Origin of the sequence: Chromatium okenii (assembly GCF_002958735.1) — a bacterium.
Lineage (GTDB): Bacteria > Pseudomonadota > Gammaproteobacteria > Chromatiales > Chromatiaceae > Chromatium > Chromatium okenii_A.
Genome location: NZ_PPGH01000042.1, coordinates 1 through 24,142, shown reverse-complemented (window position 1 = coordinate 24,142; position 24,142 = coordinate 1). Strand labels below are relative to the sequence as shown.

Sequence of the window (24,142 nt, the reverse complement as noted above, 5' to 3'; positions counted from 1 at the left end):
ACTGAGTTGAGCGATTGGTTGATTCATTATACTAAACCTCCTCTAAGATGAAGTAGTTCTTACCCAGTGGGTAGCGCCTCGATTTGCCGGAAAACATTCTGGTCATACATTGAATAAAAATAAGAAATTCCCGATCAGTCCTATGGATTGGAGTTAATGTACCTACATGGATGTCAAACTTCTTGCTATCGGCAGTACGGATATACCGATGCTTATAAACTCCAGTGCTGTTACGATCTACTATTCCCTTAATTTCGGCAAAGAGATTGGGTAATTGAGATTCATAGATTATCTCCTTACTTTCAGTCATGCACAGCGAAATGTCCTCTGCCCGCCAGGGTACATAGGTCTCGGTGTTCTTGGTCATCATAACGAATACTTTATCTTTCTGCATTCCATACTGACGATAGGTTCCGTCCGCACTAAATAGTGCGTCGTGTTCATCAGGGTCAGCTAATCCACGTCCTCCAGTGATGATACGGCGGCCAAAGCCAATCTCCATCTGAGTCAGATATTCATTTCCAATCTTTTCACCTAGTTGCTCGTAGAACTTTTTTCTTACCCCGTTCCAATCTTTCAAGATATTATCTACAACAAATCCCATATTCATTATTGTCAAAGCCTTATTAAGCTCCTCAGTAGAAAACTTAACAATAACATCAAAAAAAGGTTTATGAAGATTGTTATTATTTTCAAGGTAGCGAACATAGTCATCAATTGATGTAAGATTATCAATAGCTTCTACAATACTTGTAAGTGTAATTTTGCCTATTGTGGTATTAGTGTATTGTTGTTCTTCTTTAGATAGATAAACATCGGATGATATATCTGTTGATTCACCATCTGGTAGTATCCATCCCCACTTAGTCTGACCTATTGTGGCATTGGTAACGTACATACCAGCGCCGTAGTACGCTACCTCAATAGGGCGGCGATATATTTCTCTGCTAAGGTTGTTCTCAGACAACCATAGTGCTACATCAAAATACACTGACGTTCCTTCACAGACCGTAAAGGTCTTAGGAATCAACAGTGTGTTGTTAGATGGATCAATATCAGATAGACTTAATTCGGAAAAATTCTGATTTTCCCGAAATAACCGGTCAAATATGGGATCATTTAATAATGGTGTAGCATATTGCTGACTATCATCTGCATCAGGCTCTGGCAAAGGAATTCCAACCGCACTCCCAATCTTTTTGAGTCCGTGAAAGAATCGCTGACTTAACCCTTGTAAATCTTCACTGATTTTCTGCAAATCGTGTAACTCACGATCAGCAAGATCACGCAAATCCTGAGCGTCACTTATAATATCTTCATCATCACTCAAAGAAAGAATAAGATTCAAACGATTTAGACGCCGCCGTGCAAGATATTGTTTATTGTCAAGAAAACACTGATATGTATTGAATTGACGCTTAAAATTGACAGCAAACCCTACTGTTTGCGGTGCTGCATTCCAAGTTTCAAGATATTTAAGAATAGGGGTTAGCGGAAACTGTTGCGGTTTACGCACTGAAATAGGAATAACATCAAGCGCAGGTAACGCACGATTAGCTAATGTCGTTCGCACCAGCGTCACAATATTTTCCATATCCTGAGGTGTCCGCTTATCGGCACGACTGATAATGATCAGGCGAGGAATTCCTGGCCGGAGACTGGCAAGGAATTTCAAATCCGCTTCGCTGATCGTGCCTGCCTCAGCGGAGATGAGCCAAATTAAGAACTGTGCCGAATTCAGTTGCGAGCGCGCAAGATGCGCATCACTGCGTTCGTGCCAATGCGGATCATCCGGCTTGGAATAGCCGGGCGTGTCGAGCAACGCCAGATTGCGAAAAGTAAATTCCGGTACGCTGACAAACGCAGAGTACAGCAACGCACTGACTTGGCTACCGTATTTCAGTTTTTCATCATGAGTGAGACTGAGAAATTCCGCTTGCGACAACCTTACGCGCCGTTTGAAGAGATTGAGCGCGGTGATGTGTTCTTCTGACCCATGCAACAGATAGGTCGGTAATGACGTGGTTTCGTCAACTTCGGTAACGAGGCGTTTTTGACCAAGCAAAGCGTTAATAAAGCTAGATTTTCCAGCACTGAAGGCTCCACCCAGACCCACTACCACCTTCTGCGCTAGATCCGGAAATTCGCAGAACTCGTGGAAACGCTCCAGTTCTTGTTTTAGGTTTTCCCATAGATCGGCAAAATTATCCGGGCTGCCACGCCGCGCCAGTGCGGGCAGATCCTGAAGCAGGATGGTTTGCAACTGTTTCAGTTCAGTGGCTAATTGATGCTGAACCGGACTGTCATCCACATCTGTATGACAGGCACGGCATAGCAGGCGGTAGCGAGATTCTAAGGCTTCAGTGGACATTGCCGGAGCGATCATCGTGGTTGTCATTGCGAATCTTTCTTTTCCAGCAAGTTTTGCATGATGTCGCGCAGTTTCTCATAATCGATCAGATAACCTTGACGCGCTTGTTCAAATGCTGCCTGTCCTTGCAACAACTCAGCCGCTAATTGATCCAGAGATTGTTGGTGTTGGCGGCTGCGTGTTTCTGTGGCGGTCATGATGTCCTGTTTGGCGGCATCTAACTGGCGTTGCAGATTGGCGCGAAGATCCTCGGAAATCTTACTGACGACTTGAGGAATCACCGAGTTGAGGATGTGTTGCTTGGCTTTCTCGCGTTGTTGAGCCGCTTGCGCTCCCTGATCGTCACCACCTTTCCAATCCACCAATCCCATCAAGACATTGAGCACCGCACCGATGGCGAGTCCAACAGGACCGAGCATGGCTAGTTTAGCGGTTACGGCAGTTATGATCGTGGTAATGACAGTTTGCAGTCCAGATAGATCAATTTCAGACGATGAGTCTGAGTTCGCATCGAGATTGAAGTGGCTGGAGACATTCAGACTGGTCGGTAGCTCGTTTTCCAGACGATTGAAATAGCGTCTGAGCTTTGGGGCAAACTCCTGTTCAATGCCCTCGGAAATTGCCAGACGCACCGTTTGTCCCAAACCCCCCTGAAAATCGCCATTACAAAGTACCAGATGCGCCAATGCGTCCAACTGCGCGACTAAGCGGGTTCGAACCAACTCCATGATCCGTCGCGTGGCAGGACTGACCTGCGCATCCAACGTTTGGTTCTCCATCTCCAGGTGCACCTTGAACTGCTGCATTTCCTGCTCTAACTGGTGACGCTGCACCATGATTTGCTCGGCGTCCAAGTTGTCCTGATTCGCCAAAGTCTTTAGGTGTCAGGAACCGTATGATTATATTCCGCAACGCAGCTACCCACTATTTTTAGCACGAGAGGCTTTGCAAGCCGTCATCACGGACATTCACCACCGCGCCCTACATCGCTAATCGGTGGGGCACTCAGAGGAGAATTGATGCTATGAACTTGAATTTACACAAAAATGCCCGCGATCCGGCGTGAACTGCAACATTCCACTAAATCTGAGCGTGAACTCGCCCGCGAATATCATCTGAATCGAGCGACGGTGCGCAAATGGCGTCACCGCGAGACCACTGACGATGCGTCTCATTGTCCGCATTATCTACATACCACTTTGAAACCATTGGAAGAATTGATCGCCGTGGAGTTGCGCACAACGTTGTTGCTACCCATCGATGACTTATTGGTCGTGCTCCGCACCTGTTTTAACCCCAAGGTGTCGCGCTCAGGGCTACAGCGTTGCTTACGTCGCCACCATGTCTCCAACCTTAAAGAATTGATTCCAAAAGAAGAAGGTGCGAAAAAACCGCCTAAACAGTTCAAAGATTACGCGCCCGGTTTTATCCACATTGATATTAAATACCTCCCTAAGATGCCGGATGAACAAGCCCATCGCTATCTTTTTGTCGCCATTGATCGGGCAACGCGTTGGGTCTATGCCAAGGTTTTTGTTCAGAAAACTGCCGCCAACGCCAGCGCGTTTCTCCAGCAAGTGATCGCTGCTGCCGCGTTTAAGATTGAAAAGGTGTTGACCGACAACGGTAAGGAGTTTACTGATCGTTTCTGCGCTACCGGCGAACGCGAACCGACTGGTCGCCATCGCTTTGATTTAATTTGTAAAGAACACCAGATTGAGCATCGCCTAATTCCGCCCTCGCATCCGCAAACGAACGGAATGGTCGAGCGATTTAACGGACGGATTGCCGAGGTGGTGGCGACGACGCGCTTTGATTCTGCACAAAATTTAGAAAAAACGCTGCACCATTATGTGCGGATGTATAACCATCAGATACCCCAAAAAGCCCTTGGACATGTGTCACCGGTGCAAGCGTTGAAAAACTGGCAACAGAAGGAACCTGAACGCTTCAAAAAACAGGTCTACAATCTCTCGGGTCTTGACAGTCTACGCGGCACATAAACATAAAAACCTTCGTTCAGTTTGTCTTGATACCGCGTTTCGGGTGGATTTTCCTGTTCCTGGATGTCAACGCTCATGTTTAGTCGTCACTTTTAGACCTCAAAAAATTATGCTGTCACATAATTTAATTATGTCCTAACATAATTTTTGCATTTTTCAGACCAGTAACCACGCGGCTTCCAGGGACTCCGTTCTGTATATGTATTATGTCTAAAAAAAGGCGCTCCACTTGAGCCATTCATTTTTCGCCTTCATCGCATGGCGTGAAATCACACCCAAACACAACGCCCTTGACGCCCGCGTTCATCTCGGTATAGGCTGATTTTGCCGTCACAACTGACGGTCGGGATAATCACCCTGAGACTTGGCGCGTAGTGCCACCAGCGAAAGGCGCATTTTTTGTGCCCGCAAGATTTCAAAGGCAGGCTGTACGCGAGGGAGCCGCAAGGCTCGCCGGTTCCAATGTCCCGGTTGTGATTACCTCGCTTAACAGTCTGTCGCCTCTTCTGATAATCACCAGCGTCGGCAGGCTCCATTTAAGACATTGGAGCTTTTTATGAAACGCGCTTCATATTCCGCAGTAACCATTGAAACCCTGCCCGTTATCACCTTTCAAGATGTCCGCGTTCTGACAACTGATTTGCTGGCTCAGGTCTACAGAACTGAAACCGACAACATCCGTAAAAACCACTCGCGCAATCAAGATCGCTTTGAGTGTGGCAAGCACTTCTTTGTGTTGGAAGGAGATGATCTGCGTGAATTCAAAGACTTGCACAGAGTAGCTAATAGTCACTCTGTGAAAATATCGCCGCGAGTCAAGGCGTTAACCCTATGGACAGAACGCGGTGCGGCTCGTCATGCCAAGATGCTGGAGACTGATCAGGTTTGGGACGTGTTCGAGAAACTGGAGGACGCTTACTTTCGCCCGCCATCTATCAACCCGCGCCCCATGAAGCAACCCGCATCCGCAGCCATTCCCACCGATTTACCCACTGCTCTTCGTGCCTACGCCGCTGAGATTGAAAGCCATCACGATGATTCGTCGATGATTGAGATGCTCAACCAACAGCTTGAGATACTTGTCAAGACCCGAGAGATTGTAGACCTGTTTTTTGAAGCGTTCAGGTTCCTTCTGTTGCCAGTTTTTCAACGCTTGCACCGGTGACACATGTCCAAGGGCTTTTTGGGGTATCTGATGGTTATACATCCGCACATAATGGTGCAGCGTTTCCTCTAACTTCTTTCCAGAATCAAAGCGCGTCGTCGCCACCACCTCGGCAATCCGTCCGTTAAATCGCTCGACCATGCCGTTCGTTTGCGGATGCGAGGGCGGAATTAGGCGATGCTCAATCTGGTGTTCTTTACAAATTAAATCAAAGCGATGGCGACCAGTCGGTTCGCGTTCGCCGGTAGCGCAGAAACGATCAGTAAACTCCTTGCCATTGTCGGTCAACACCTTTTCAATCTTAAACGCGGCAGCAGCGATCACTTGCTGGAGAAACGCGCTGGCGTTGGCGGCAGTTTTCTGAGCAAAAACCTTGGCATAGACCCAACGCGTTGCCCGATCAATGGCGACAAAAAGATAGCGATGGGCTTGTTCATCCGGCATCTTAGGGAGGTATTTAATATCAATGTGGATAAAACCGGGCGCGTAATCTTTGAACTGTTTAGGTGGTTTTTTCGCACCTTCTTCTTTTGGAATCAAGTCTTTAAGGTTGGAAACGTGGTGGCGACGTAAACAACGCTGTAGCCCTGAGCGCGACACCTCAGGGTTAAAACAGGTGCGCAGCACGACCAGCAAGTCATCGATGGGTAGCAACAACGTCGTGCGCAACTCCACGGCGATCAATTCTTCCAATGGTTTCAAAGTGGTATGTAGATGATGCGGACAATGAGACGCATCGTCAGTGGTCTCGCGGTGACGCCATTTGCGCACCGTCGCCCGATTCAGATGATATGCGCGGGCGAGTTCACGCTCAGATTTAGTGGAATGTTGCAGTTCACGCCGGATCGCGGGAGTTGTGCGGGCATTTTTGTGTAAATTCAAGTTCATAGCATCAATTCTCCTCTGAGTGCCCAACCGATTAGCGATGTAGGGCGCGGTGGTGAATGTCCGTGATGACGGCTTGCAAAGCCTCTCGTGCTAAAAATAGTGGGTAGCTGCGTTGCGGAATATAATCATACGGTTCCTGACACGTAGACAAAAAATTCAGGATTCATTCGTCATGATGTTTCAAGATAAATTGCAAGAATTAGCGGCTGCGAACGTGTTAACTGTTGAGGGTTGGCGGGTTTTAGTCATGGTGGTTAGCAAGGTAGATTTTGAGAATTTTATTCATGTCAAACAAGTACAAATTGCTGAAGAATTGGGCATGAAACCACCGAATGTTAACAAAGCATTTAAGCGCCTAATTGAATTAGGCATTCTTGAAAAAATCAGCCAAGACAACTTCAATGGTTATCGTTTGAATTATGAAATGGGCTGGAAAGGCAAAGCATCGAATTTGAAAACACACATCAAAAAGAAGAAAAGAGCAGAAGCTATTCAAATGGCAGCACACGCTAAAAAAATGGCTCAAATTAAATCAACAGATTGAACTGACCACTATCTGCCATTCCACTGATTTCGCGGATTTGCCCACTTCAACGGCAGTAGTCAGGGCAACGGGAATGTAGAAACAGAACCGGATTAACCGGCAACCAGAACCCAAGGTCATCTTGTTCCTGAGTTCATGGTTCTATTATAGTACTTATTGAGACTATTTTAAGGGATATTAAAGCGAAAATTTATAGATTTCTTTGTTAAGATAGTGAGAAGCAGTTGAGGATATGCAGGTGCTATGATGTTGAATATCAAGTTAAAAGAAGCGAGAAAGGCTGCTGGGTTGACACAGAACGAAGTGGCAACAGCATTAGGCTTTGGACAGAGTTTTCTATCGAAACTAGAACGTGGTGATAAGCGGCCTAATGTTGAATTACTTTCAAAAATGGCTGCGCTATATGGTGTCACAGAAAGCAGTTTGATTGGCACAGTAGAGACTAATCAACCAATACAACAATCTTTAATTAACGATGATTTTGTTCCTGCTGGTCTTCGGGAATTGTCACAAGATAAGGCGTTAGTTGTTGCGCTGGCAATTAGTAGCGAGGAATGGCGGACATTGTTAACTTTGAACGTGTCTGGCGTGAGTAAATCTGGCTATATCCAATTGCTCACCACAATTCGCGGTGTCTCAAAACAATAAGCCCAGCGGTGAGGCTGGGCTTGTTATCAACGGTTGATCGTTATTCGATGATGCTGATCCACGATAATTTCTGCCAATGCTAATTATTGGCAGAGTGATTCTGTTCCATTCAAGTTCTATTGCGGTTAATCTGCGGTTTAATTGTTTTGGCGAGTAGACCGAGACCTTGCGCCGTCACCAACACCTGTTCGCGTATCTCTTTCGTGCCGTCAGGTTTGGGAATCACGGTGATTTTTTGTTCCAACACGCCTTCCTCCAGCCGATCTTGATACGCGACCCAGCTGTTCCCGCCCGCCCGTTTGTAAATCCAGTGCATTGAATTCAAACGCTTGCTGAGTTCACGCGGGCGCATTTGCAGCGATTTGGCGGCGTTGGTGAGGTTGACTGAACCAGCAGTTGAAGTGACGAGCCGATCAAAAGCGTCGGCTTTGGCTTGAATCACTTTAACGTGCTGTTCTAACGCGAGGCGTTCTTGCTCTGCGGAAAGTGCCAGTTCAATCAGTTGCATACGCGATAATTCAACGGGGGCTGGTGCGGCAGCGGCAGCTTCTAATTCCTGCCAGCGATCCACTAAGCGAGCGGTAAATTCAGGCGACAGTTGCGCAACCACGATGAAAGAATCGCGCTTATGAGCGTGATCGAAAACATAGACCATAGTCTTGTTGTTAGGGCTAAAACTTTGTTTATCTTGAACTTTAGCCGTTGGCGGAAGTTGGATAACGCCGCGTTCGGCAAGCCGTTCAATAGAGCGACGCACATCGGCATGGTTAGATTTAACCAAGTCCGCAATTTCCCGCGAATTCATGGTGATAGGTAAAGCGGAAAGGGTGTTGCAGTGTTCCATAAAAGCTCCGTTTTTGAGTGGAGCCTGCCAACTGCTGTTAAACAGTAAATGGCAGACCATGCGAGGTTAACAGACCGGAACGAAGAACCGGCGAGCCTTTCGGCTCCCTCACACAGCCCACCATTTGAAACTTTGCGGGCACAAAAAATGCGCCTTTCGCTGGGGTGGCACTACGCGCTTCGTCTTCCGGCTGTTAACCCGACCGTCGTGTGACGGTGAAGTCAGGCTAATTCAGGTGGACGGATGGTGTCAAGCGTCTATTTGCGATTAGCGTCATAAATACGCTTGCATTCTATCTTTGCTTTATTTACTAGCTCGCCATTATCGGGATATGTCGCAAACCACCTTTCAACTATTTGACCTTGATTTTCAAAAACGGGATCGCTTCGACATCCATCTAAAGCAGTAATCATTTCTGGAGTTAAATCGTGCACCGAAAAATCATATCCACAGTGATCAACAATTTCAAAAGCAGTGGCATTACCTATATAAGATAAAGCATTTCCGTTGTCTTTTAAGCCTGTTTTTTTTAGATTTTTAATGTAAAGCTCGCCGCATTGATCCCATCTTTCTTTTTCGCTTAACTCGGGCGCTAGCGTGCAACCAACTAAAAACACTGTCAATAATAAAATCAACGCTTTCATAACTAAGGCGACCATGCAACACCTCTATTGGAATCGTAAATGTAGCGTTTTGTGCCATTTCCGCCAGCATATTCAATGCGCCTCCACTAATATCTGGACTTGGTAGCTTGTTATTACAGCCCCAGCATTTGTTAAGCGGGCAATTATGCCCGACCGCATAAACAACACGAACCAGAGAAAGAGCGAACGGATAAGCGGCGTCGGTCAGCCCGCGACACAGCTTGATCTTGCTCAGAATAACGCGAGTAATAATGAACTAACGGATTGATTTTGATATAATTGTTGCGTCAACTGCTGCGTTGGAGCGTAGCAGTTGGCGAAGACGCGGGTTGAGCAATTCGCTGGGCTGATGCAACCCAAATCACTCCATTAACCATTTCACCCCGGCAGCGATGTCGGGGCAATCACCGAGGTCAACCATGAATCAAGATAAATTATCCGCAGCATTCTTAAACGCCAGCAATGAATACTCTGAATTGGTCGCGCAGGGTTTGGGTGAATCACCAGCAGCAGCCCGCGCATTTGCACGCATGATGGAAAACGCTCCGCAATCCTTTATGGATGTGGCGCATGATGTGGCGATGGAAATGGGATTGATGCCGGAGAAACCGGATGCTTATACCGCTAATGGAGAGCCGGTTTATCTTTTGGAATCAATCGCAACGCGCTTGGGTATATCGAAAGAGGAAGCGGAGAAATCACTGCACGAATTCGAAGATGCGACTGGTAAGCAATTCTTGAATACTGGTGATGTGCATTCGGTGCAATGAATTAAATGTGAACGATACCGCTATCAATCACGATCAGCGGTTTCATCTACGCTCGTCCATTCACTATAGCTATCGGGCAGGAAGCGCGGTGTGCATAGCGCAAGGAATAACAGGTCAATCGTTCCAGTGTTGGTGATGCGTTGTTTGCATCCGGCTGGAATGATGGCGACATCAAAGCGAGTTAAATGCTGCGGTGGCAGATCACCGATTTCAATCACGCCTTGCCCAGACACAATGACATAGCGTTCAACGGTGTCAGCCAGAGAATGCCAGCAGGTGGTGATGCCGGGCGCAACACGGGCGCTGGCAATTGAAAGCTGTTCATCAGTAGTTGAATTGGATAACTCGGTGATGTAGCAACGTTCAGCAGTGAAGAACTCGGTGCTGGGATCATGTCGCAGGATGATGGGTTGCAGTGTCATTGCACAATCCCTTGATCTCGTGCCCGCCGTAGCCAGTGCGGAAACTCTTGCAGCAGTTGCGCATCTAAACCAAAGCAGGAGATGTCAACGTTAATGCCCGTCAGCGCAACACCAAGTTGCAAAGTCGAACCCGTTAAAGTGGCAAGTGGCAAGCGTTGACCACGAGTGAGTTGCATGTTGACCTCGGTGCTTTGATGAAGGTGTATTAACAATGTGCATGACACACAACAATACTTCCAAGCCTGTCTTTAGCCCGGCGCAAATTGCCGCCGCACTCGCTGCCGCACCACACCGCGTCGATGATCCCGAATGTCCTTATGACCCCAACACTCCTGATGCAGTGGCAATCCATTGGGCTAATGCGATGACCAGTCAGTCGTTGCCTGAGTTACAGGAAAAGCTGGCTCGGCGGCGTGGCGCACAGAAACAACCAACGAAGATTCCTACCACCATCCGCGTTGATGCCGACATCTTGGCGGCGTTCAAAGCCACTGGTAAAGGTTGGCAAACCCGAGTCAATCATGTGCTGCGTGAATGGTTGAATGCGCAATGACGGTGATGATGCCCAGAGAATTGAGCTGTAGCGCCTGTCACTTGAATGAGATGGCAGAAACCAACGTCATGCGATTATCCCTTGAGGATCAGCAGCGATTTGTCGATTTGTTGCTTGATCCGCCACCACTCACTCCAGCAATGCACCGCGCCGCACAAGCTCATGCAGAGTTGATCCAAGACGCATGACTTCTATCTGCATCACGGCTTTTTATTGCTGCCGCTGACAAAGCAATTGCGCTGATCACCCTTCAAACAATTCCTCCGCTTGTTTCACCAGTTCCGGTATGACGATGCGATTCAATACCTTTTGCTGGCTCACATCATTCTGCTCGGCAATGAACCGCAACATGGTGAGTTGATATTCATTCAACCGGATTGAAATTGAATAACGCGGCAGATCATCCGGTGCGAATGGTGACCAAGGCGCGGGTTCTTGTTGAGTGCGATGCGCTTTGGCTCCATCTGCGAATTGACGCAGCGCATTGGGATCAACAGGTGGAAGATGAAAGCTCATGGATGATCTCCGTAGATTTCAAGGGCAAGCGCAGTGATCTCGGCAGTGGCTTTGTCGTTATTCATTTCCACCACGCCGCGTCCATCACTCATGGCATCCCGATAGACCTTGCGCTCTCGAATGATGGTATTGGATAACGTGAATTGCGGCAGTTCAGTTAAGACGTGCTGCGCTTGCTCTGCTTCGTGAATAACGGGATTGGTGGGAGCCATGGATAATAAGAGCCGCGCTTGCAATTGTGGATTGAGACTGCGTGCGAGTTGAGTTAATGCGTTCATGTGCACACTGGTTTCAATGTCGGGTTGACTGGCTTTGAGCGGGCAATAGAGCAGATGACTTGCGACCATTGCGGTGCGCAGTTCCTCAGAATCACGTCCGCCTGCATCAATAATGATTTGCTCATAACGAGTTGAAAGATCACGCACGCTATCAAAGACGTTGCCGTGCTTTTCCGTGCAATGAACTTTGGGTAGATCACCGAGTTGATTGCGGCGTTCAATGAAGTGGCTGGCGGTGCGCTGCATGTCGGTATCAATCAATAATACGTCAATTCCCGCATTGGCAAGCCACACGCTGAGATTAACGGCAATGGTGCTCTTGCCGGTGCCGCTTTTCTCACCGCCGAGGAGAAGGATCATGGTTGCGTCTCGTGGGCTGAAATGTGACGCTAATTTAACTTAAGGAAACACTGATTAAATAGCCAGCATCGTTGCGATCTAAATGATAAAATAGGCATCAGTCGTAATGTAAATATGATACCAGCATGAAACAATTTTCTTTTGCACAATCAGAATTTTTAGCAAAAAAGAAAACGACGCGCCGTGAACGTTTTCTCAATGATATGGAAAAAATTGTTCCATGGTCAACTTTGGTTAAAGCATTGACACCTTATTACTACCCTGATAGTCAAGGTAAGCGTGGTCGTCCGCCAATAGGATTAGAGCGGATGTTAAGGATGTACTTTGTACAGCAATGGTATCATCTTGCTGATGAGGCACTGGAAGATGCAATTTACGATAGTCAATCATTACTGCAATTCATAGGTATTGATTTGAGTGTTGAAGCGGTACCAGATGCAACAACACTGTTGAAATTTCGCCATTTACTCGAACGTCATGCACTGACTACAGTGATTTTTTCTACAATCAATGCGCATTTACGCGAGAAAGGATTGTTGTTAAATCAAGGGACAATCGTTGATGCGACCATTATCAATGCCCCTTCTTCAACAAAAAACGAAGCAAAAGAACGCGATCCAGAAATGCATTCTACTCGCAAGGGAAATCAATGGTATTTCGGAATGAAAGCACACATTGGTGTTGACGTTAATTCTGGGTTAGTGCATACCGTGGTTGGCACGGCGGCAAATGAGCATGATGTCACTCAAGTTGAAAACATTTTACATGGTCAAGAACAAAAAGTTTTTGGTGATGCTGGCTACACTGGTGCAGATAAACGCGAAAAAGTTAAAAACAAATTTAATGAAAAAGTGGTCAGTTGGAATATCGCTGAAAAACGTTCTAAAGTTGAAAAAATGGATGATGGTTTGTTGAAAAATCTCACGCAACAGATTGAAAAAATTAAGGCGCAAATACGCGCGCGTGTTGAACATCCATTTCACATTATTAAAAATCTATTTATGCACCGTAAGGTACGTTATAAAGGGCTTGCGAAAAACACTGCGCAACTACAAACTTTGTTTGCTCTGGCTAATCTCTTAATAGCAAAAAAGGCGCTGTTAAAAGCCTAATATAGAGTTCACAGCATAAGAGTACCTTAATTTTACCTAATAAAGAGGTTGACTATTTTGAATCACTAAAGCAAAAACTATTTATTTAATATCCCCTCTATAAAAATATGCTTTTAAAAAGGCAACGTGGAGAACATTAAATAGATCAGCGGTTCCTTAACTCTCAAGTTTTTCTTTTATGGATAACCGATGATTTGTTGCCAAAACTACCAGCAAACTGCGTTCTTGTCATGGATAATGCTACTTTCCATAAAAGACAAGATATTCAGCAGAAGATTAAAGCAAGCGGACATATTTTAGAATACTTACCACCATATTCACCTGACTTAAACCCGATTGAACACTACTGGTCAAAAGCAAAAGCGATTCGCAAAAAGAACCATTGCACAGTTGATGCTTTATTTGCCTGTAATTTGTAATCATTTTATGGTGGATTAGCTATATTTTTCTTAGATGGGGCTAAAGTACGAAAAGACATTACGATAGCCACTGAAATCGGCGAGCACTGGAAATCCATTACTAATGGTATAGGGAATTACTGGAACTGTAATGCAAAAAAAGAAACGTATAAGCATTTAGGCATTGGGATGATCAACCACAACGATATTGAACTCAGAAAAAACCTGATTGATGCGAGTCAATATCTTACTCGATTATTATCTCAGCTTAAAACCCATTGATGGTAAACGTCTTAGATGGGGCTAAAGTACGAAAAGACATTACGATAGCCACTGAAATCGGCGAGCACTGGAAATCCATTACTAATGGTATAGGGAATTACTGGAACTGTAATGCAAAAAAAGAAACGTATAAGCATTTAGGCATTGGGATGATCAACCACAACGATATTGAACTCAGAAAAAACCTGATTGATGCGAGTCAATATCTTACTAAGGTCGATTATTATCTCAGCTTAAAACCCATTGATGGTAAACGTAACCGTATCTTTGGTAGGGGGGAAATTAAACAACAACAAAAACCAAAAAGAGGCAGGAAAAGAAACACAACATCATCAAAGGTTGATTCAGTAAAATAATCTCTATAAGCAAATAATGAAGTGAATAGCGATAAAGCGTAAAGAAGAGGCAGTTACAGGAATGGCGCAGTAAGATTAAAGATGTATGGGCTTTGCTGCGGACGAGCGGGGTCGGATTGCGGGATTACTCAAAGTAGCAGTGGTAGTGTGACAGTGGTTGGCGTATGGTGGTATTTGAGTTACAAGGTATTTTGATTCACCCATTCCAGATATGACGCATTCACATCCACGACTTCAAGGCTATAAATCGCGGGTATTTCATAAGGATGTAATTCAGCAATCTGTGCTTTCAATTCATGCGAGCGCATCGCGCCCAAACGGTGACACAGAAATACTGGGCAACTAATGACTATCGCTCGACGAAATACCGTTTCTACAGTTGACGCTGAAAGCCTCATAACGGGCGGACAAAATCGCTGAAGTGAGCATCAGAGGAAAGGAATCAGTTCCTGATAGATCGTTACGGCTGAATGGATAAACGCACCATCGAAATACGGAAGGCAACCTCGACGGGCTGCCAAGGAGCTTATGGACACTTTCGCGCAGCGCCCGATTCCCCAGCCAGGGAATCTCCCCCAACAACGTTACTTGCAAGCCGTCTTCCCCGAGATTGAGCAGTTCTTCGATCGATACTACCACCGTCCGAACGAGTCTTTATGCAACTTTCGTCAAGAGATCGACGCTTTTACCGTGCGCGTCCCCTTGGTGGGTGCATTCAGTTCGGGTAAGACGACGTTAATGAATGCCCTGCTGGGAGAAAAAATCTTCGCGGTAGAAGTCAATCCGGAAACTGCTCTTCCCGTCGAATTACGCTATGCGCCGCAGGAACAATTCACTGGTTATAAAGACGCGCAAGCACCAATTTCACTCAACCGCCAGCAAGTGAAACACCAAGATTTCAATCCGCTGCTTCCTAATGGCTGGTTGCAAGCAAACCTACCGTCTAAGAACCTGCAAGACTTACCCCATCTCACACTCGTGGACATGCCCGGCTGGGATTCCGGCATTGATGAACATGCGCGAGCCATCGATGCTTACCTGCCTCGTAGCCTAGCGTACTGTTTAGTCGTCAGTGTGGACGAAGGTAATTTGCACGACAGTCTGCGCAATTTTCTAAAGGAATTGGCGATCCACAAAATGCCCGCCCTGCTGGTCATTACGAAATGCGATAAAAAACCCCAGGCAGACGTGGATAGTGTGCAGCAAAAAGTGCTTTCTGAAATGCGCCAAATCTTGCAGGAAGACCTTTTGGAAGTCGTGCAGGTTTCTGCCAGGAAGCAGATACAACCTTTTCTGAACGCCTTGCAACATCTACAACAGCACGTCGACGAACGCTTTCATCGAGCTGTTATCCTGCCCTTGTTGGTGGAGTTACAAGGGCTGGAGAAATACCTAAAGACTTTGGCGAATCAGGACAACTTGGACGCCGAGCAAATCATGGTGCAGCGTCACCAGTTAGAGCAGGAAATGCAGCAGTTCAAGGTGCACCTGGAGATGAGAACCAAACGTTGGATGCGCAGGTCAGTCCTGCCACGCGACGGATCATGGAGTTGGTTCGAACCCGCTTAGTCGCGCAGTTGGACGCATTGGCGCATCTGGTACTTTGTAATGGCGATTTTCAGGGGGTTTGGGACAAACGGTGCGTCTGGCAATTTCCGAGGGCATTGAACAGGAGTTTGCCCCAAAGCTCAGACGCTATTTCAATCGTCTGGAAAACGAGCTACCGACCAGTCTGAATGTCTCCAGCCACTTCAATCTCGATGCGAACTCAGACTCATCGTCTGAAATTGACCTATCGGATTGCAAACTGTCATTACACGATCATAACTGCCGTAACCGCTAAACTAGCCATGCTCGGTCCTGTTGGACTCGCCATCGGTGCGGTGCTCAATGTCTTGATGGGATTGGTGGATTGGAAAGGTGGTGACGATCAGGGAGCGCAAGCGGCTCAACAACGCGAGAAAGCCAAGCAACACATCCTCAACTCGGTGATTCCTCAAGTCGTCAGTAAGATTTCCGAGAGGTTTCGCGCCAATCTGCAACGCCAGTTAGATGCCGCCAAACAGGACATCATGACCGCCACAGAAACACGCAGCCGCCAACACCAACAATCTCTGGATCAATTAGCGGCTGAGTTGTTGCAAGGACAGGCAGCATTTGAACAAGCGCGTCAAGGTTATCTGATCGATTATGAGAAACTGCGCGACATCATGCAAAACTTGCTGGAAAAGAAAGATTCGCAATGACAACCACGATGATCGCTCCGGCAATGTCCACTGAAGCCTTAGAATCTCGCTACCGCCTGCTATGCCGTGCCTGTCATACAGATGTGGATGACAGTCCGGTTCAGCATCAATTAGCCACTGAACTGAAACAGTTGCAAACCATCCTGCTTCAGGATCTGCCCGCACTGGCGCGGCGTGGCAGCCCGGATAATTTTGCCGATCTATGGGAAAACCTAAAACAAGAACTGGAGCGTTTCCACGAGTTCTGCGAATTTCCGGATCTAGCGCAGAAGGTGGTAGTGGGTCTGGGTGGAGCCTTCAGTGCTGGAAAATCTAGCTTTATTAACGCTTTGCTTGGTCAAAAACGCCTCGTTACCGAAGTTGACGAAACCACGTCATTACCGACCTATCTGTTGCATGGGTCAGAAGAACACATCACCGCGCTCAATCTCTTCAAACGGCGCGTAAGGTTGTCGCAAGCGGAATTTCTCAGTCTCACTCATGATGAAAAACTGAAATACGGTAGCCAAGTCAGTGCGTTGCTGTACTCTGCGTTTGTCAGCGTACCGGAATTTACTTTTCGCAATCTGGCGTTGCTCGACACGCCCGGCTATTCCAAGCCGGATGATCCGCATTGGCACGAACGCAGTGATGCGCATCTTGCGCGCTCGCAACTGAATTCGGCACAGTTCTTAATTTGGCTCATCTCCGCTGAGGCAGGCACGATCAGCGAAGCGGATTTGAAATTCCTTGCCAGTCTCCGGCCAGGAATTCCTCGCCTGATCATTATCAGTCGTGCCGATAAGCGGACACCTCAGGATATGGAAAATATTGTGACGCTGGTGCGAACGACATTAGCTAATCGTGCGTTACCTGCGCTTGATGTTATTCCTATTTCAGTGCGTAAACCGCAACAGTTTCCGCTAACCCCTATTCTTAAATATCTTGAAACTTGGAATGCAGCACCGCAAACAGTAGGGTTTGCTGTCAATTTTAAGCGTCAATTCAATACATATCAGTGTTTTCTTGACAATAAACAATATCTTGCACGGCGGCGTCTAAATCGTTTGAATCTTATTCTTTCTTTGAGTGATGATGAAGATATTATAAGTGACGCTCAGGATTTGCGTGATCTTGCTGATCGTGAGTTACACGATTTGCAGAAAATCAGTGAAGATTTACAAGGGTTAAGTCAGCGATTCTTTCACGGACTCAAAAAGATTGGGAGTGCGGTTGGAATTCCTTTGCCAGAGCCTGATGCAGATGATAGTCAGCAATATGCTACACCATTATTAAATGATCCCATATTTGACCGGTTATTTCGGGAAAATCAGAATTTTTCCGAATTAAGTCTATCTGATATTGATCCATCTAACAACACACTGTTGATTCCTAAGACCTTTACGGTCTGTGAAGGAACGTCAGTGTATTTTGATGTAGCACTATGGTTGTCTGAGAACAACCTTAGCAGAGAAATATATCGCCGCCCTATTGAGGTAGCGTACTACGGCGCTGGTATGTACGTTACCAATGCCACAATAGGTCAGACTAAGTGGGGATGGATACTACCAGATGGTGAATCAACAGATATATCATCCGATGTTTATCTATCTAAAGAAGAACAACAATACACTAATACCACAATAGGCAAAATTACACTTACAAGTATTGTAGAAGCTATTGATAATCTTACATCAATTGATGACTATGTTCGCTACCTTGAAAATAATAACAATCTTCATAAACCTTTTTTTGATGTTATTGTTAAGTTTTCTACTGAGGAGCTTAATAAGGCTTTGACAATAATGAATATGGGATTTGTTGTAGATAATATCTTGAAAGATTGGAACGGGGTAAGAAAAAAGTTCTACGAGCAACTAGGTGAAAAGATTGGAAATGAATATCTGACTCAGATGGAGATTGGCTTTGGCCGCCGTATCATCACTGGAGGACGTGGATTAGCTGACCCTGATGAACACGACGCACTATTTAGTGCGGACGGAACCTATCGTCAGTATGGAATGCAGAAAGATAAAGTATTCGTTATGATGACCAAGAACACCGAGACCTATGTACCCTGGCGGGCAGAGGACATTTCGCTGTGCATGACTGAAAGTAAGGAGATAATCTATGAATCTCAATTACCCAATCTCTTTGCCGAAATTAAGGGAATAGTAGATCGTAACAGCACTGGAGTTTATAAGCATCGGTATATCCGTACTGCCGATAGCAAGAAGTTTGACATCCATGTAGGTACATTAACTCCAATCCATAGGACTGATCGGGAATTTCTTATTTTTATTCAATGTATGACCAGAATGTTTTCCGGCAAATCGAGGCGCTACCCACTGGGTAAGAACTACTTCATCTTAGAGGAGGTTTAGTATAATGAATCAACCAATCGCTCAACTCAGTTTGCAAATTTCAACCTACTGCGAACAGTTAAACGAACACGTTGATAGTTTCACTGAAGTCAACGATCTGATCGCCCTTAAAAAAGAGCTGGCAGATAAAGTTGCACGTTTCTCCGCTGATGAACAACGTCTCAGCATTGGCATCATGGGTCAGGTTAAAGCGGGAAAGAGTAGTTTCATCAACGCCTTGTTATTCGACGGTCAACCCATCCTTCCAGAAGCCGCTACGCCAAAAACGGCTAATCTCACCCGCATTACTTACGGCGAACAGCCACGTTTGGAAGTTGAGTTTTATGAACCGCATGAATGGCAAGAGATCGAAGCATTATCCGCTGGAGCAGGCAACCATCCGCAGGCTAAGGTCGCACGGGAGTTGGTGAGATTAGCAAATGATAATGAAATTGATGTGTTCGCCGAACTGCAAAAAGGCGACAGAAAAGAATTCTGCACCGAAGATATAACCGGATTACTCGGTCTTTTGAATGACTATACGGGGGAAAACGGTCGCTACACTGCCTTAGTGAAGATGACGCATCTTTACTTACCAGATCACGCGCTGCAAGGCTATGAAGTGGTCGATACTCCTGGCATGAATGATCCGATAGAAAGCCGCACACAGAAAACACGCGACTACATGAGCCAATGCGATGTTGTGTTCTTCCTATCGCGGTCTAGCCAGTTTTTAGATCAACCGGACATGGAGTTGCTGTCTCAGCAGTTACCCGGAAAGGGTGTCAAACGCATGGTCTTGGTGGCGGGACAGTTCGATTCCGCCATTCTTGACGATGGGCATGATCAAGATTCACTGACCGCCACGACAGACAATCTAAAAACGCGCCTGAGTCGTGGAGCGGCGACAAAAATTCACAAAATGGCGGCACAGCGCGAACAGATTCATCCTGAATCTGCCGTCATCCTGCGACAGATGACTCAACCAATTTTTGCCAGCACGTTTGCCCACGGTTATGCGAACTGGTCAAGAGAAAAATGGACGACAACCATGCTGCATGTGCATGGCGAACTGGTCGAGTTAGCCCGCCAAAACTGGAACGACTACGCTTTTACTGACGAGGATTGGCAACACATCGGTAATTTCCAAGCATTACTAAACGCTTATGATCTCGCTCGTCAGGATCGAAAGACCTTATTGCAGGAGCAGCAGGACAGCATTGTCCCTGGTGTACGTCAACAATTACAGGAGCGTCTGCGACGCTTGCTGGATGCAGTGGAAAATCGCCACCGACAGCTTCACAAAGGGGATATACGCAAACTGCAAGATCAGCAGTCCGCCTGCGAAACACGCATTCGTCATCTGGAAAGGATATTAGGTCAACGGATTGATGAAACTCTGCATCAGGCAAAACACTCCTCAAAAAATTGCTGCACGAAATCCAAGGCAGTATCGGGCAATATGCGCAGTTGAATACTCGCTCAGGTTCAAAGACGGAAGAGCGTTATCATACAGTCAGTTTTCACTTATTTAAGCCATCCACTTGGTTTGGCGGCAAGACCTACACAGAAACCGTTGTCATCAATTACGAGTATCTCAGTCCCACTGATGCCATTGAGCAACTGCGTCATTATGCCCGCAGTTGTACTTTTGAGATTGAACAAGGATTTAATCGTCTGATCGACCCGGACGCTCTCAAATTGAGCTTGCGTAAAACACTGATCAACGAGATCGACACCCAAAGTGAAAACTTTGATCCCGACCAATTTCGTTCCATGCTAATCAATAGCTTGGAGAGATTAACAATTCCGGTTTTGACACTCGATGCGGGCGACATGACGCAACTGATCAGCCGAAATTTCAAGGGTGAAATCAAAGATCGCGATGCAATTGAATCCCTGCGAGAGACCTTGAATCAGGCATTACATGACGTTTTTACGAAATTAGCGGATTGTTTCCGCAACGCAGCGGGCGATTTATATCAGCAATTAGAACAGTTGCGTAACAGTTTGGGTGAAAAGCTCACTGCCGACATCAAGAGAGAGCTAGATCAATTACGACAGGATTTTACGAACAAACAGGAACAACTTGATCGTTATCAGCATCTGATTGAACAACTCACTTTCGCACAGCGGGAGATTGTTTAGCTTTAAAAGCTGGTTTAAGAATGGTTGATACAAAGTGAAAGAATTAACCGTGTTAGCACAGCAGCATCTTGAATCAATGAAATGCGTTTATCCTGAATTCCCAACGGATTATGAATTATCCACCGCTGCCACCTTCGCCTTCTTCTCGAACACCTGCACTGCCGCATCCTCCAACATCACAATCGTTCCATCATTGCTATTGACCTGCACCCAGCTTGCCGGTCATCGACGCGACCCATTGCGGCCATTCCGCTTGGGCTTTCTCCAGTTTCTTCCACGCTTTGGGTTTCAAAGTCGTCACCACCAGCGCGGTCTCGGTCTGAATTCCAATCTTCATTCCCGCTTTTACCACCACTGGCTTGGGTAATTCTGAATTTCAGGGTAAGTTCAAGGCGACCGCTCACGATATTCTCCGCAGTTAAAGGCGCATCAGTTGTTAAAACGGGTGTGGGTTTCGGTGTGGTGGTTTAGGTTTCGATGACTTGACGGGTCTTAACAGTGCTAGCTCGTCCCGTGCAATGATTGCAGCAGCCTCAGTCACTTCACCAGCGGGTTGCCCCTGTAAATCAATCCGTGCCGTACCGATTCGCATCGCCTTGAGATAAGCGATGCGCTGGCAATAGCCATACATAACGGAATTGACCAATTTTGAAGCGTGCCCCGCCGCCAGCAAGTCTTGACGAATACCGACTTTCAACGGGCGTGGTTTCTTCAGGTTAAAGCAGTTGGGATAAAGCTCGATGAGCTCACGCTCCGGAGTGCGTTTGGGTTGTGCTTCGGGCTTATCGTTCAAATCATCCATCTGCGCGATTCTGTAGTTTCAGGACATTCTGCGGCATATTGACGGCATGATATACGAGTTAACACCATAACTATCCGTGATGGGTTCATCCCATCACGGACATTATGGTTGCTTCACCTCCGAAAGTGGCAGAAATAGCGTGTTAGAACTGTGCGGAAAGGGATGGAAACCTTGAGCGAGATAAAACAGGGTTGCTGCTTCAGAAAGCGCATGAACTAGAAGTGCTTTAACTCCAACAAATTCAGATACCTGCACTGTGCGCAAGATGGCATCTCGCAATAATGCCTTGCCCAAACCCTGACCGTGCCAATGACGATCCACTGCTAAACGACCTAAGACCATCGCGGGAATAGGATCAGGCATATTCCGGCGCAAGTGACCTGGTGCTAAATCACTGGCAATCGAGGCAGTTGCCAAACAGTAATAACCAATCACTCGGTGTTCAACATCAATTACATAAGTGCGAGATGCGCCCCGACCTTCATTGCGAACTGCCCGTTGTTGTAACCACTGATCAAGACTGGGTTCACCGCTATCAAACTGGATGAGATCGTGGTGAATCGTCAAACGTGTTGGAGCACTACAAACTGCCATTTCATGTTTCCCAAGGCACTGTCATAGTCATCAGCTGCCGCAGCTTGGGATTGTCACTCGGCGGCGCATCCAATAACAGTTGAACGGCTTGGAAACTTTCAGTGTCGAGTGTCAACACGCGCTGATCCAACAACACTTCTTGCGCTTCACGACAAGCGGTTTCTAATACAAATTCTGAGCGAGTTTTACCCAATAACTCAGCAGCTTGATCGATGAGGTCGCGCTGGCAACGTTGCGCACGAATGTTGATATTCGTATTGCGGATTGAGTGATTCACTGAATGATTCTCGATATTGATTGATGCCATTGAAGATGCTTGATAAAGCATATCATCGACCTGTAATTAAAATGTCAACGCAATTGATAATGCTCCTTTAACCATACACTGATAATGGATGTCTCGACAATCCATACCAGTATTACAGAATGAACTTGAAATAATCGAATAACATTGACATTTCTTAAACACCTGACTTGCTCTTTTAATCCATGAAGTCAGCCCAAAGAAATACTTTTTTAACTAAAACCTTTTTTACTTAAATCGTTATTTCCTTAAATCTACCATGATAACGAAAGGTTTATTTCGTTAAATCTTTTCCTGAAATCCTTAAAAGACGATTTCCTTAAATACGCCTTTCCTTAAATCTTTACACGATTTTGTTTAACCAAATCAAAGCCTTCGCGTAACAGCTCCAACATGCTGATGCCGTGCGTAGCAGCGTAGGTCTTAAACTCACGGTGGAATGCTGGATCAACTTTGAAGTTCAGCGGTTTGAGATCGCCAGCTTGCGGTTGTTTCAAGTTATCTACTACTGCCACTGGAGAAGGAACAGAAGTTTTATTGGATGGAGGTGGTGGTTTAGCCATGTGTTGTATCCTGAGTGAATTGAGCAAGCTGATTCATTATTGCTTGTGCCACTGCATCAGCTTTCATTCTCAATGTTTAAAAAAGCACATTCGGTTAATGCTTTGCCCGCATCATTCGCTCGCCGATAAGCAGTTCGTTCTAATAATGCAGTTGGAATAACATTGTATCCGGCTTGTTGCACATACATTAGACTTTCAGAAAGTTCAACTTGACTATCACCAACCCGACAAAACACCAATAAGATACGTTCTATTGCAATGCCCTTTGCAGTCAATTCATGTGCCAATAAAATGGTGGGTTCTAAATCATCAACAGATAAACCCGTAGGCAATACAATCAAATCACTGTGTTGAGCAATTGCCAATGTGCCACTATTGGATTGCGCTGCTCCATCAAAGATGAATAAATCATAATTCACTGCATCCGGTAGTGCTTTTTCAACAATACGAAATCGCTCAACCTTAATTTCTGGCATCAATAATCCCTGCACCCGCCGTTGTTGCCATTTGAAAACAGTGCCCTGACCAGGGTCGAGATCAGCAATTTTCACCTGCCAACCGTTAGCGGCATATTCACGAGCAAGCAACCGCGCCAGTGTACTTTTACCAACCCCGCCTTTTTGCGATACAAAACCGATGATCTGACCCATGTTGCGCTCACCTCAACTGTGGAGATTTGACGAGTCAAGTCGGAGAATAAAGCATGATTTCCTTTTTTACAAAAGAAAGATTTACTGCTTTACATAAAAAAGTAATTCACGTTTTACAGAAAGAAGGATTTACACTTTAGAATATAAAACGATTTACATCAATAACGATTTATACCTTAACGTAAAAAAGTATTTACTTAATTCGTTAAATCTTTAATTTGTTAACCTACTGTATAACCTAAACATTTATCTTGGTGATCGGTGATGTCTCGCTAAAATTCGCGTGATCGTTGCAGGATGAACCCGAAATAATCGAGCAACATCAGCGTTGGTTTTGTG

The 24,142-nt window shown here is 45.9% G+C and carries 30 protein-coding genes and 1 pseudogene; 15 read left to right on the top strand and 16 right to left on the bottom strand.

The genetic code is table 11. From position 1 onward, the window contains the following. Positions 1-31 precede the first annotated feature (31 nt). Together CXB77_RS18510 and CXB77_RS18505 are read right to left on the bottom strand one after the other, a co-directional pair. Positions 32-2,398, bottom strand: coding sequence for a dynamin family protein (locus CXB77_RS18510; protein WP_105075020.1), 2,367 nt, complete (start codon positions 2,396-2,398; stop codon positions 32-34). Further along, complete coding sequence (locus tag CXB77_RS18505) at positions 2,395-3,225, bottom strand: hypothetical protein (RefSeq protein WP_146108878.1); 831 nt, start codon at positions 3,223-3,225, stop codon at positions 2,395-2,397. The genes CXB77_RS18510 and CXB77_RS18505 overlap by 4 nt, the downstream gene beginning before the upstream one ends. A gap of 192 nt (positions 3,226-3,417) precedes the next feature. Here CXB77_RS18505 and CXB77_RS18500 point away from each other — a divergent pair, with 192 nt between their 5' ends. Then, positions 3,418-4,374 (top strand): IS481 family transposase, encoded by a 957-nt coding sequence (locus CXB77_RS18500; protein ID WP_105075035.1) that lies wholly within the window; start codon positions 3,418-3,420, stop codon positions 4,372-4,374. A 556-nt stretch (positions 4,375-4,930) separates the two neighbouring features. After that, complete coding sequence (locus tag CXB77_RS24915; RefSeq protein WP_105075034.1) at positions 4,931-5,539, top strand: ORF6N domain-containing protein; 609 nt, start codon at positions 4,931-4,933, stop codon at positions 5,537-5,539. Here the strand turns inward: CXB77_RS24915 and CXB77_RS18490 are convergent. Beyond that, positions 5,456-6,427: pseudogene (locus tag CXB77_RS18490) on the bottom strand (IS481 family transposase); the annotation flags it as partial. The gene CXB77_RS24915 and the pseudogene CXB77_RS18490 sit on opposite strands and share 84 nt — an antisense overlap. A 172-nt stretch (positions 6,428-6,599) precedes the next feature. Between CXB77_RS18490 and CXB77_RS18485 the strand changes: the two are divergent. Both CXB77_RS18485 and CXB77_RS18480 read left to right on the top strand, forming a co-directional pair. After that, positions 6,600-6,971 (top strand): winged helix-turn-helix transcriptional regulator, encoded by a 372-nt coding sequence (locus CXB77_RS18485; RefSeq protein WP_105075033.1) that lies wholly within the window; start codon positions 6,600-6,602, stop codon positions 6,969-6,971. Positions 6,972-7,214: 243 nt separating this feature from the next. After that, positions 7,215-7,619: a helix-turn-helix domain-containing protein gene (locus CXB77_RS18480; RefSeq protein WP_242445878.1), complete on the top strand. Its 405-nt coding sequence runs from the start codon at positions 7,215-7,217 to the stop codon at positions 7,617-7,619. A gap of 109 nt (positions 7,620-7,728) precedes the next feature. Here the strand turns inward: CXB77_RS18480 and CXB77_RS18475 are convergent, their stop codons facing one another. Further along, entirely contained in the window at positions 7,729-8,463 is a 735-nt protein-coding gene (locus CXB77_RS18475) for a phage antirepressor KilAC domain-containing protein (RefSeq protein WP_105075056.1), read from the bottom strand. Between the two features lie 257 nt (positions 8,464-8,720). Then, a complete protein-coding gene (locus CXB77_RS18470; RefSeq protein ID WP_146108877.1) occupies positions 8,721-9,122 on the bottom strand; it encodes a hypothetical protein in 402 nt (133 codons plus the stop codon). Positions 9,123-9,526: 404 nt separating this feature from the next. On the opposite strand from CXB77_RS18470, the gene CXB77_RS18465 reads away from it, so the two are divergent. Next, positions 9,527-9,877: a hypothetical protein gene (locus CXB77_RS18465; protein ID WP_105075030.1), complete on the top strand. Its 351-nt coding sequence runs from the start codon at positions 9,527-9,529 to the stop codon at positions 9,875-9,877. A gap of 23 nt (positions 9,878-9,900) precedes the next feature. On the opposite strand, the gene CXB77_RS18460 is transcribed toward CXB77_RS18465, so the two are convergent. Beyond that, positions 9,901-10,299 carry a cupin domain-containing protein gene (locus tag CXB77_RS18460; protein ID WP_172452755.1) on the bottom strand — a complete coding sequence of 133 codons (399 nt, stop codon included), beginning with the start codon at positions 10,297-10,299 and terminating at the stop codon, positions 9,901-9,903. Then, on the bottom strand, positions 10,296-10,475 hold the full coding sequence (locus tag CXB77_RS18455; protein ID WP_105075029.1) for a hypothetical protein: 180 nt from the start codon (positions 10,473-10,475) through the stop codon (positions 10,296-10,298). Before CXB77_RS18455 ends, CXB77_RS18460 begins: the two co-directional genes overlap by 4 nt. 35 nt (positions 10,476-10,510) lie before the next feature. Here CXB77_RS18455 and CXB77_RS22720 point away from each other — a divergent pair, with 35 nt between their 5' ends. Both CXB77_RS22720 and CXB77_RS18445 read left to right on the top strand, forming a co-directional pair. After that, entirely contained in the window at positions 10,511-10,852 is a 342-nt protein-coding gene (locus CXB77_RS22720) for a BrnA antitoxin family protein (protein WP_242445877.1), read from the top strand. Continuing rightward, entirely contained in the window at positions 10,834-11,040 is a 207-nt protein-coding gene (locus CXB77_RS18445; protein ID WP_105075028.1) for a DUF1778 domain-containing protein, read from the top strand. Before CXB77_RS22720 ends, CXB77_RS18445 begins: the two co-directional genes overlap by 19 nt. 55 nt (positions 11,041-11,095) lie before the next feature. On the opposite strand, the gene CXB77_RS18440 is transcribed toward CXB77_RS18445, so the two are convergent. Beyond that, the gene (locus tag CXB77_RS18440; RefSeq protein ID WP_105075027.1) at positions 11,096-11,368 is read right to left on the bottom strand and encodes a hypothetical protein; all 273 of its coding nucleotides are present in this window, start codon (positions 11,366-11,368) and stop codon (positions 11,096-11,098) included. After that, entirely contained in the window at positions 11,365-12,006 is a 642-nt protein-coding gene (locus CXB77_RS18435; RefSeq protein ID WP_105075026.1) for a division plane positioning ATPase MipZ, read from the bottom strand. The genes CXB77_RS18440 and CXB77_RS18435 overlap by 4 nt, the downstream gene beginning before the upstream one ends. 125 nt (positions 12,007-12,131) lie before the next feature. Here CXB77_RS18435 and CXB77_RS18430 point away from each other — a divergent pair, with 125 nt between their 5' ends. The 3 genes from CXB77_RS18430 to CXB77_RS18420 all read left to right on the top strand — a co-directional run bounded on the left by CXB77_RS18430 (position 12,132) and on the right by CXB77_RS18420 (position 14,154). After that, positions 12,132-13,118, top strand: coding sequence for an IS5 family transposase (locus CXB77_RS18430; RefSeq protein ID WP_105072451.1), 987 nt, complete (start codon positions 12,132-12,134; stop codon positions 13,116-13,118). A gap of 140 nt (positions 13,119-13,258) precedes the next feature. Continuing rightward, entirely contained in the window at positions 13,259-13,537 is a 279-nt protein-coding gene (locus tag CXB77_RS18425; RefSeq protein ID WP_105075025.1) for a transposase, read from the top strand. 257 nt (positions 13,538-13,794) lie between these two features. Next, entirely contained in the window at positions 13,795-14,154 is a 360-nt protein-coding gene (locus tag CXB77_RS18420; RefSeq protein WP_146108876.1) for a hypothetical protein, read from the top strand. Between the two features lie 179 nt (positions 14,155-14,333). On the opposite strand, the gene cutA is transcribed toward CXB77_RS18420, so the two are convergent. Further along, positions 14,334-14,552, bottom strand: coding sequence for a divalent cation tolerance protein CutA (gene cutA, locus CXB77_RS18415; protein ID WP_105075023.1), 219 nt, complete (start codon positions 14,550-14,552; stop codon positions 14,334-14,336). Positions 14,553-14,682: 130 nt separating this feature from the next. Here cutA and CXB77_RS18410 point away from each other — a divergent pair, with 130 nt between their 5' ends. The 5 genes from CXB77_RS18410 to CXB77_RS18390 all read left to right on the top strand — a co-directional run bounded on the left by CXB77_RS18410 (position 14,683) and on the right by CXB77_RS18390 (position 20,890). Beyond that, complete coding sequence (locus tag CXB77_RS18410; RefSeq protein ID WP_105075022.1) at positions 14,683-15,723, top strand: dynamin family protein; 1,041 nt, start codon at positions 14,683-14,685, stop codon at positions 15,721-15,723. A gap of 281 nt (positions 15,724-16,004) precedes the next feature. Then, positions 16,005-16,400: a hypothetical protein gene (locus CXB77_RS18405; RefSeq protein WP_146108875.1), complete on the top strand. Its 396-nt coding sequence runs from the start codon at positions 16,005-16,007 to the stop codon at positions 16,398-16,400. Then, a complete protein-coding gene (locus CXB77_RS18400; RefSeq protein ID WP_105075020.1) occupies positions 16,397-18,763 on the top strand; it encodes a dynamin family protein in 2,367 nt (788 codons plus the stop codon). The genes CXB77_RS18405 and CXB77_RS18400 overlap by 4 nt, the downstream gene beginning before the upstream one ends. Positions 18,764-18,767: 4 nt before the next feature. Beyond that, positions 18,768-20,216 carry a dynamin family protein gene (locus CXB77_RS18395; protein ID WP_105075019.1) on the top strand — a complete coding sequence of 483 codons (1,449 nt, stop codon included), beginning with the start codon at positions 18,768-18,770 and terminating at the stop codon, positions 20,214-20,216. Further along, on the top strand, positions 20,213-20,890 hold the full coding sequence (locus tag CXB77_RS18390; RefSeq protein ID WP_172452753.1) for a hypothetical protein: 678 nt from the start codon (positions 20,213-20,215) through the stop codon (positions 20,888-20,890). Before CXB77_RS18395 ends, CXB77_RS18390 begins: the two co-directional genes overlap by 4 nt. A 196-nt stretch (positions 20,891-21,086) precedes the next feature. On the opposite strand, the gene CXB77_RS20015 is transcribed toward CXB77_RS18390, so the two are convergent. The 6 genes from CXB77_RS20015 to CXB77_RS18365 all read right to left on the bottom strand — a co-directional run bounded on the left by CXB77_RS20015 (position 21,087) and on the right by CXB77_RS18365 (position 23,803). After that, positions 21,087-21,227, bottom strand: coding sequence for a hypothetical protein (locus tag CXB77_RS20015; RefSeq protein WP_172452752.1), 141 nt, complete (start codon positions 21,225-21,227; stop codon positions 21,087-21,089). Positions 21,228-21,326: 99 nt separating this feature from the next. Continuing rightward, positions 21,327-21,692: a ProQ/FINO family protein gene (locus CXB77_RS18385; protein ID WP_105075017.1), complete on the bottom strand. Its 366-nt coding sequence runs from the start codon at positions 21,690-21,692 to the stop codon at positions 21,327-21,329. 102 nt (positions 21,693-21,794) lie between these two features. Continuing rightward, on the bottom strand, positions 21,795-22,286 hold the full coding sequence (locus tag CXB77_RS18380; RefSeq protein WP_105075007.1) for a GNAT family N-acetyltransferase: 492 nt from the start codon (positions 22,284-22,286) through the stop codon (positions 21,795-21,797). Position 22,287: 1 nt separating this feature from the next. Beyond that, on the bottom strand, positions 22,288-22,614 hold the full coding sequence (locus tag CXB77_RS18375; protein WP_242445876.1) for a DUF1778 domain-containing protein: 327 nt from the start codon (positions 22,612-22,614) through the stop codon (positions 22,288-22,290). Between the two features lie 311 nt (positions 22,615-22,925). Then, positions 22,926-23,153, bottom strand: coding sequence for a hypothetical protein (locus CXB77_RS18370; protein ID WP_197711113.1), 228 nt, complete (start codon positions 23,151-23,153; stop codon positions 22,926-22,928). 56 nt (positions 23,154-23,209) lie between these two features. Further along, positions 23,210-23,803, bottom strand: coding sequence for a ParA family protein (locus CXB77_RS18365; RefSeq protein ID WP_105075016.1), 594 nt, complete (start codon positions 23,801-23,803; stop codon positions 23,210-23,212). Positions 23,804-24,142: the final 339 nt, after the last annotated feature.

What these genes read in the sequence shown, in the direction of transcription:
- cutA (WP_105075023.1), bottom strand. Translation starts at nt 14,552, where the DNA reads ATGAGGCTTTCAGCGTCAACTGTAGAAACGGTATTTCGTCGAGCGATA.
- CXB77_RS18430 (WP_105072451.1), top strand. Translation starts at nt 12,132, where the DNA reads ATGAAACAATTTTCTTTTGCACAATCAGAATTTTTAGCAAAAAAGAAA.
- CXB77_RS18445 (WP_105075028.1), top strand. Translation starts at nt 10,834, where the DNA reads ATGGTTGAATGCGCAATGACGGTGATGATGCCCAGAGAATTGAGCTGT.
- CXB77_RS18400 (WP_105075020.1), top strand. Translation starts at nt 16,397, where the DNA reads ATGACAACCACGATGATCGCTCCGGCAATGTCCACTGAAGCCTTAGAA.
- CXB77_RS22720 (WP_242445877.1), top strand. Translation starts at nt 10,511, where the DNA reads ATGTGCATGACACACAACAATACTTCCAAGCCTGTCTTTAGCCCGGCG.
- CXB77_RS24915 (WP_105075034.1), top strand. Translation starts at nt 4,931, where the DNA reads ATGAAACGCGCTTCATATTCCGCAGTAACCATTGAAACCCTGCCCGTT.
- CXB77_RS18480 (WP_242445878.1), top strand. Translation starts at nt 7,215, where the DNA reads ATGATGTTGAATATCAAGTTAAAAGAAGCGAGAAAGGCTGCTGGGTTG.
- CXB77_RS18405 (WP_146108875.1), top strand. Translation starts at nt 16,005, where the DNA reads ATGCTCGGTCCTGTTGGACTCGCCATCGGTGCGGTGCTCAATGTCTTG.
- CXB77_RS20015 (WP_172452752.1), bottom strand. Translation starts at nt 21,227, where the DNA reads ATGAAGATTGGAATTCAGACCGAGACCGCGCTGGTGGTGACGACTTTG.
- CXB77_RS18385 (WP_105075017.1), bottom strand. Translation starts at nt 21,692, where the DNA reads ATGGATGATTTGAACGATAAGCCCGAAGCACAACCCAAACGCACTCCG.
- CXB77_RS18435 (WP_105075026.1), bottom strand. Translation starts at nt 12,006, where the DNA reads ATGATCCTTCTCCTCGGCGGTGAGAAAAGCGGCACCGGCAAGAGCACC.
- CXB77_RS18470 (WP_146108877.1), bottom strand. Translation starts at nt 9,122, where the DNA reads ATGGTCGCCTTAGTTATGAAAGCGTTGATTTTATTATTGACAGTGTTT.
- CXB77_RS18510 (WP_105075020.1), bottom strand. Translation starts at nt 2,398, where the DNA reads ATGACAACCACGATGATCGCTCCGGCAATGTCCACTGAAGCCTTAGAA.
- CXB77_RS18410 (WP_105075022.1), top strand. Translation starts at nt 14,683, where the DNA reads ATGGACACTTTCGCGCAGCGCCCGATTCCCCAGCCAGGGAATCTCCCC.
- CXB77_RS18455 (WP_105075029.1), bottom strand. Translation starts at nt 10,475, where the DNA reads ATGCAACTCACTCGTGGTCAACGCTTGCCACTTGCCACTTTAACGGGT.
- CXB77_RS18500 (WP_105075035.1), top strand. Translation starts at nt 3,418, where the DNA reads ATGCCCGCGATCCGGCGTGAACTGCAACATTCCACTAAATCTGAGCGT.
- CXB77_RS18440 (WP_105075027.1), bottom strand. Translation starts at nt 11,368, where the DNA reads ATGAGCTTTCATCTTCCACCTGTTGATCCCAATGCGCTGCGTCAATTC.
- CXB77_RS18370 (WP_197711113.1), bottom strand. Translation starts at nt 23,153, where the DNA reads ATGGCTAAACCACCACCTCCATCCAATAAAACTTCTGTTCCTTCTCCA.
- CXB77_RS18460 (WP_172452755.1), bottom strand. Translation starts at nt 10,299, where the DNA reads ATGACACTGCAACCCATCATCCTGCGACATGATCCCAGCACCGAGTTC.
- CXB77_RS18465 (WP_105075030.1), top strand. Translation starts at nt 9,527, where the DNA reads ATGAATCAAGATAAATTATCCGCAGCATTCTTAAACGCCAGCAATGAA.
- CXB77_RS18365 (WP_105075016.1), bottom strand. Translation starts at nt 23,803, where the DNA reads ATGGGTCAGATCATCGGTTTTGTATCGCAAAAAGGCGGGGTTGGTAAA.
- CXB77_RS18375 (WP_242445876.1), bottom strand. Translation starts at nt 22,614, where the DNA reads ATGCTTTATCAAGCATCTTCAATGGCATCAATCAATATCGAGAATCAT.
- CXB77_RS18475 (WP_105075056.1), bottom strand. Translation starts at nt 8,463, where the DNA reads ATGGAACACTGCAACACCCTTTCCGCTTTACCTATCACCATGAATTCG.
- CXB77_RS18485 (WP_105075033.1), top strand. Translation starts at nt 6,600, where the DNA reads ATGATGTTTCAAGATAAATTGCAAGAATTAGCGGCTGCGAACGTGTTA.
- CXB77_RS18380 (WP_105075007.1), bottom strand. Translation starts at nt 22,286, where the DNA reads ATGGCAGTTTGTAGTGCTCCAACACGTTTGACGATTCACCACGATCTC.
- CXB77_RS18395 (WP_105075019.1), top strand. Translation starts at nt 18,768, where the DNA reads ATGAATCAACCAATCGCTCAACTCAGTTTGCAAATTTCAACCTACTGC.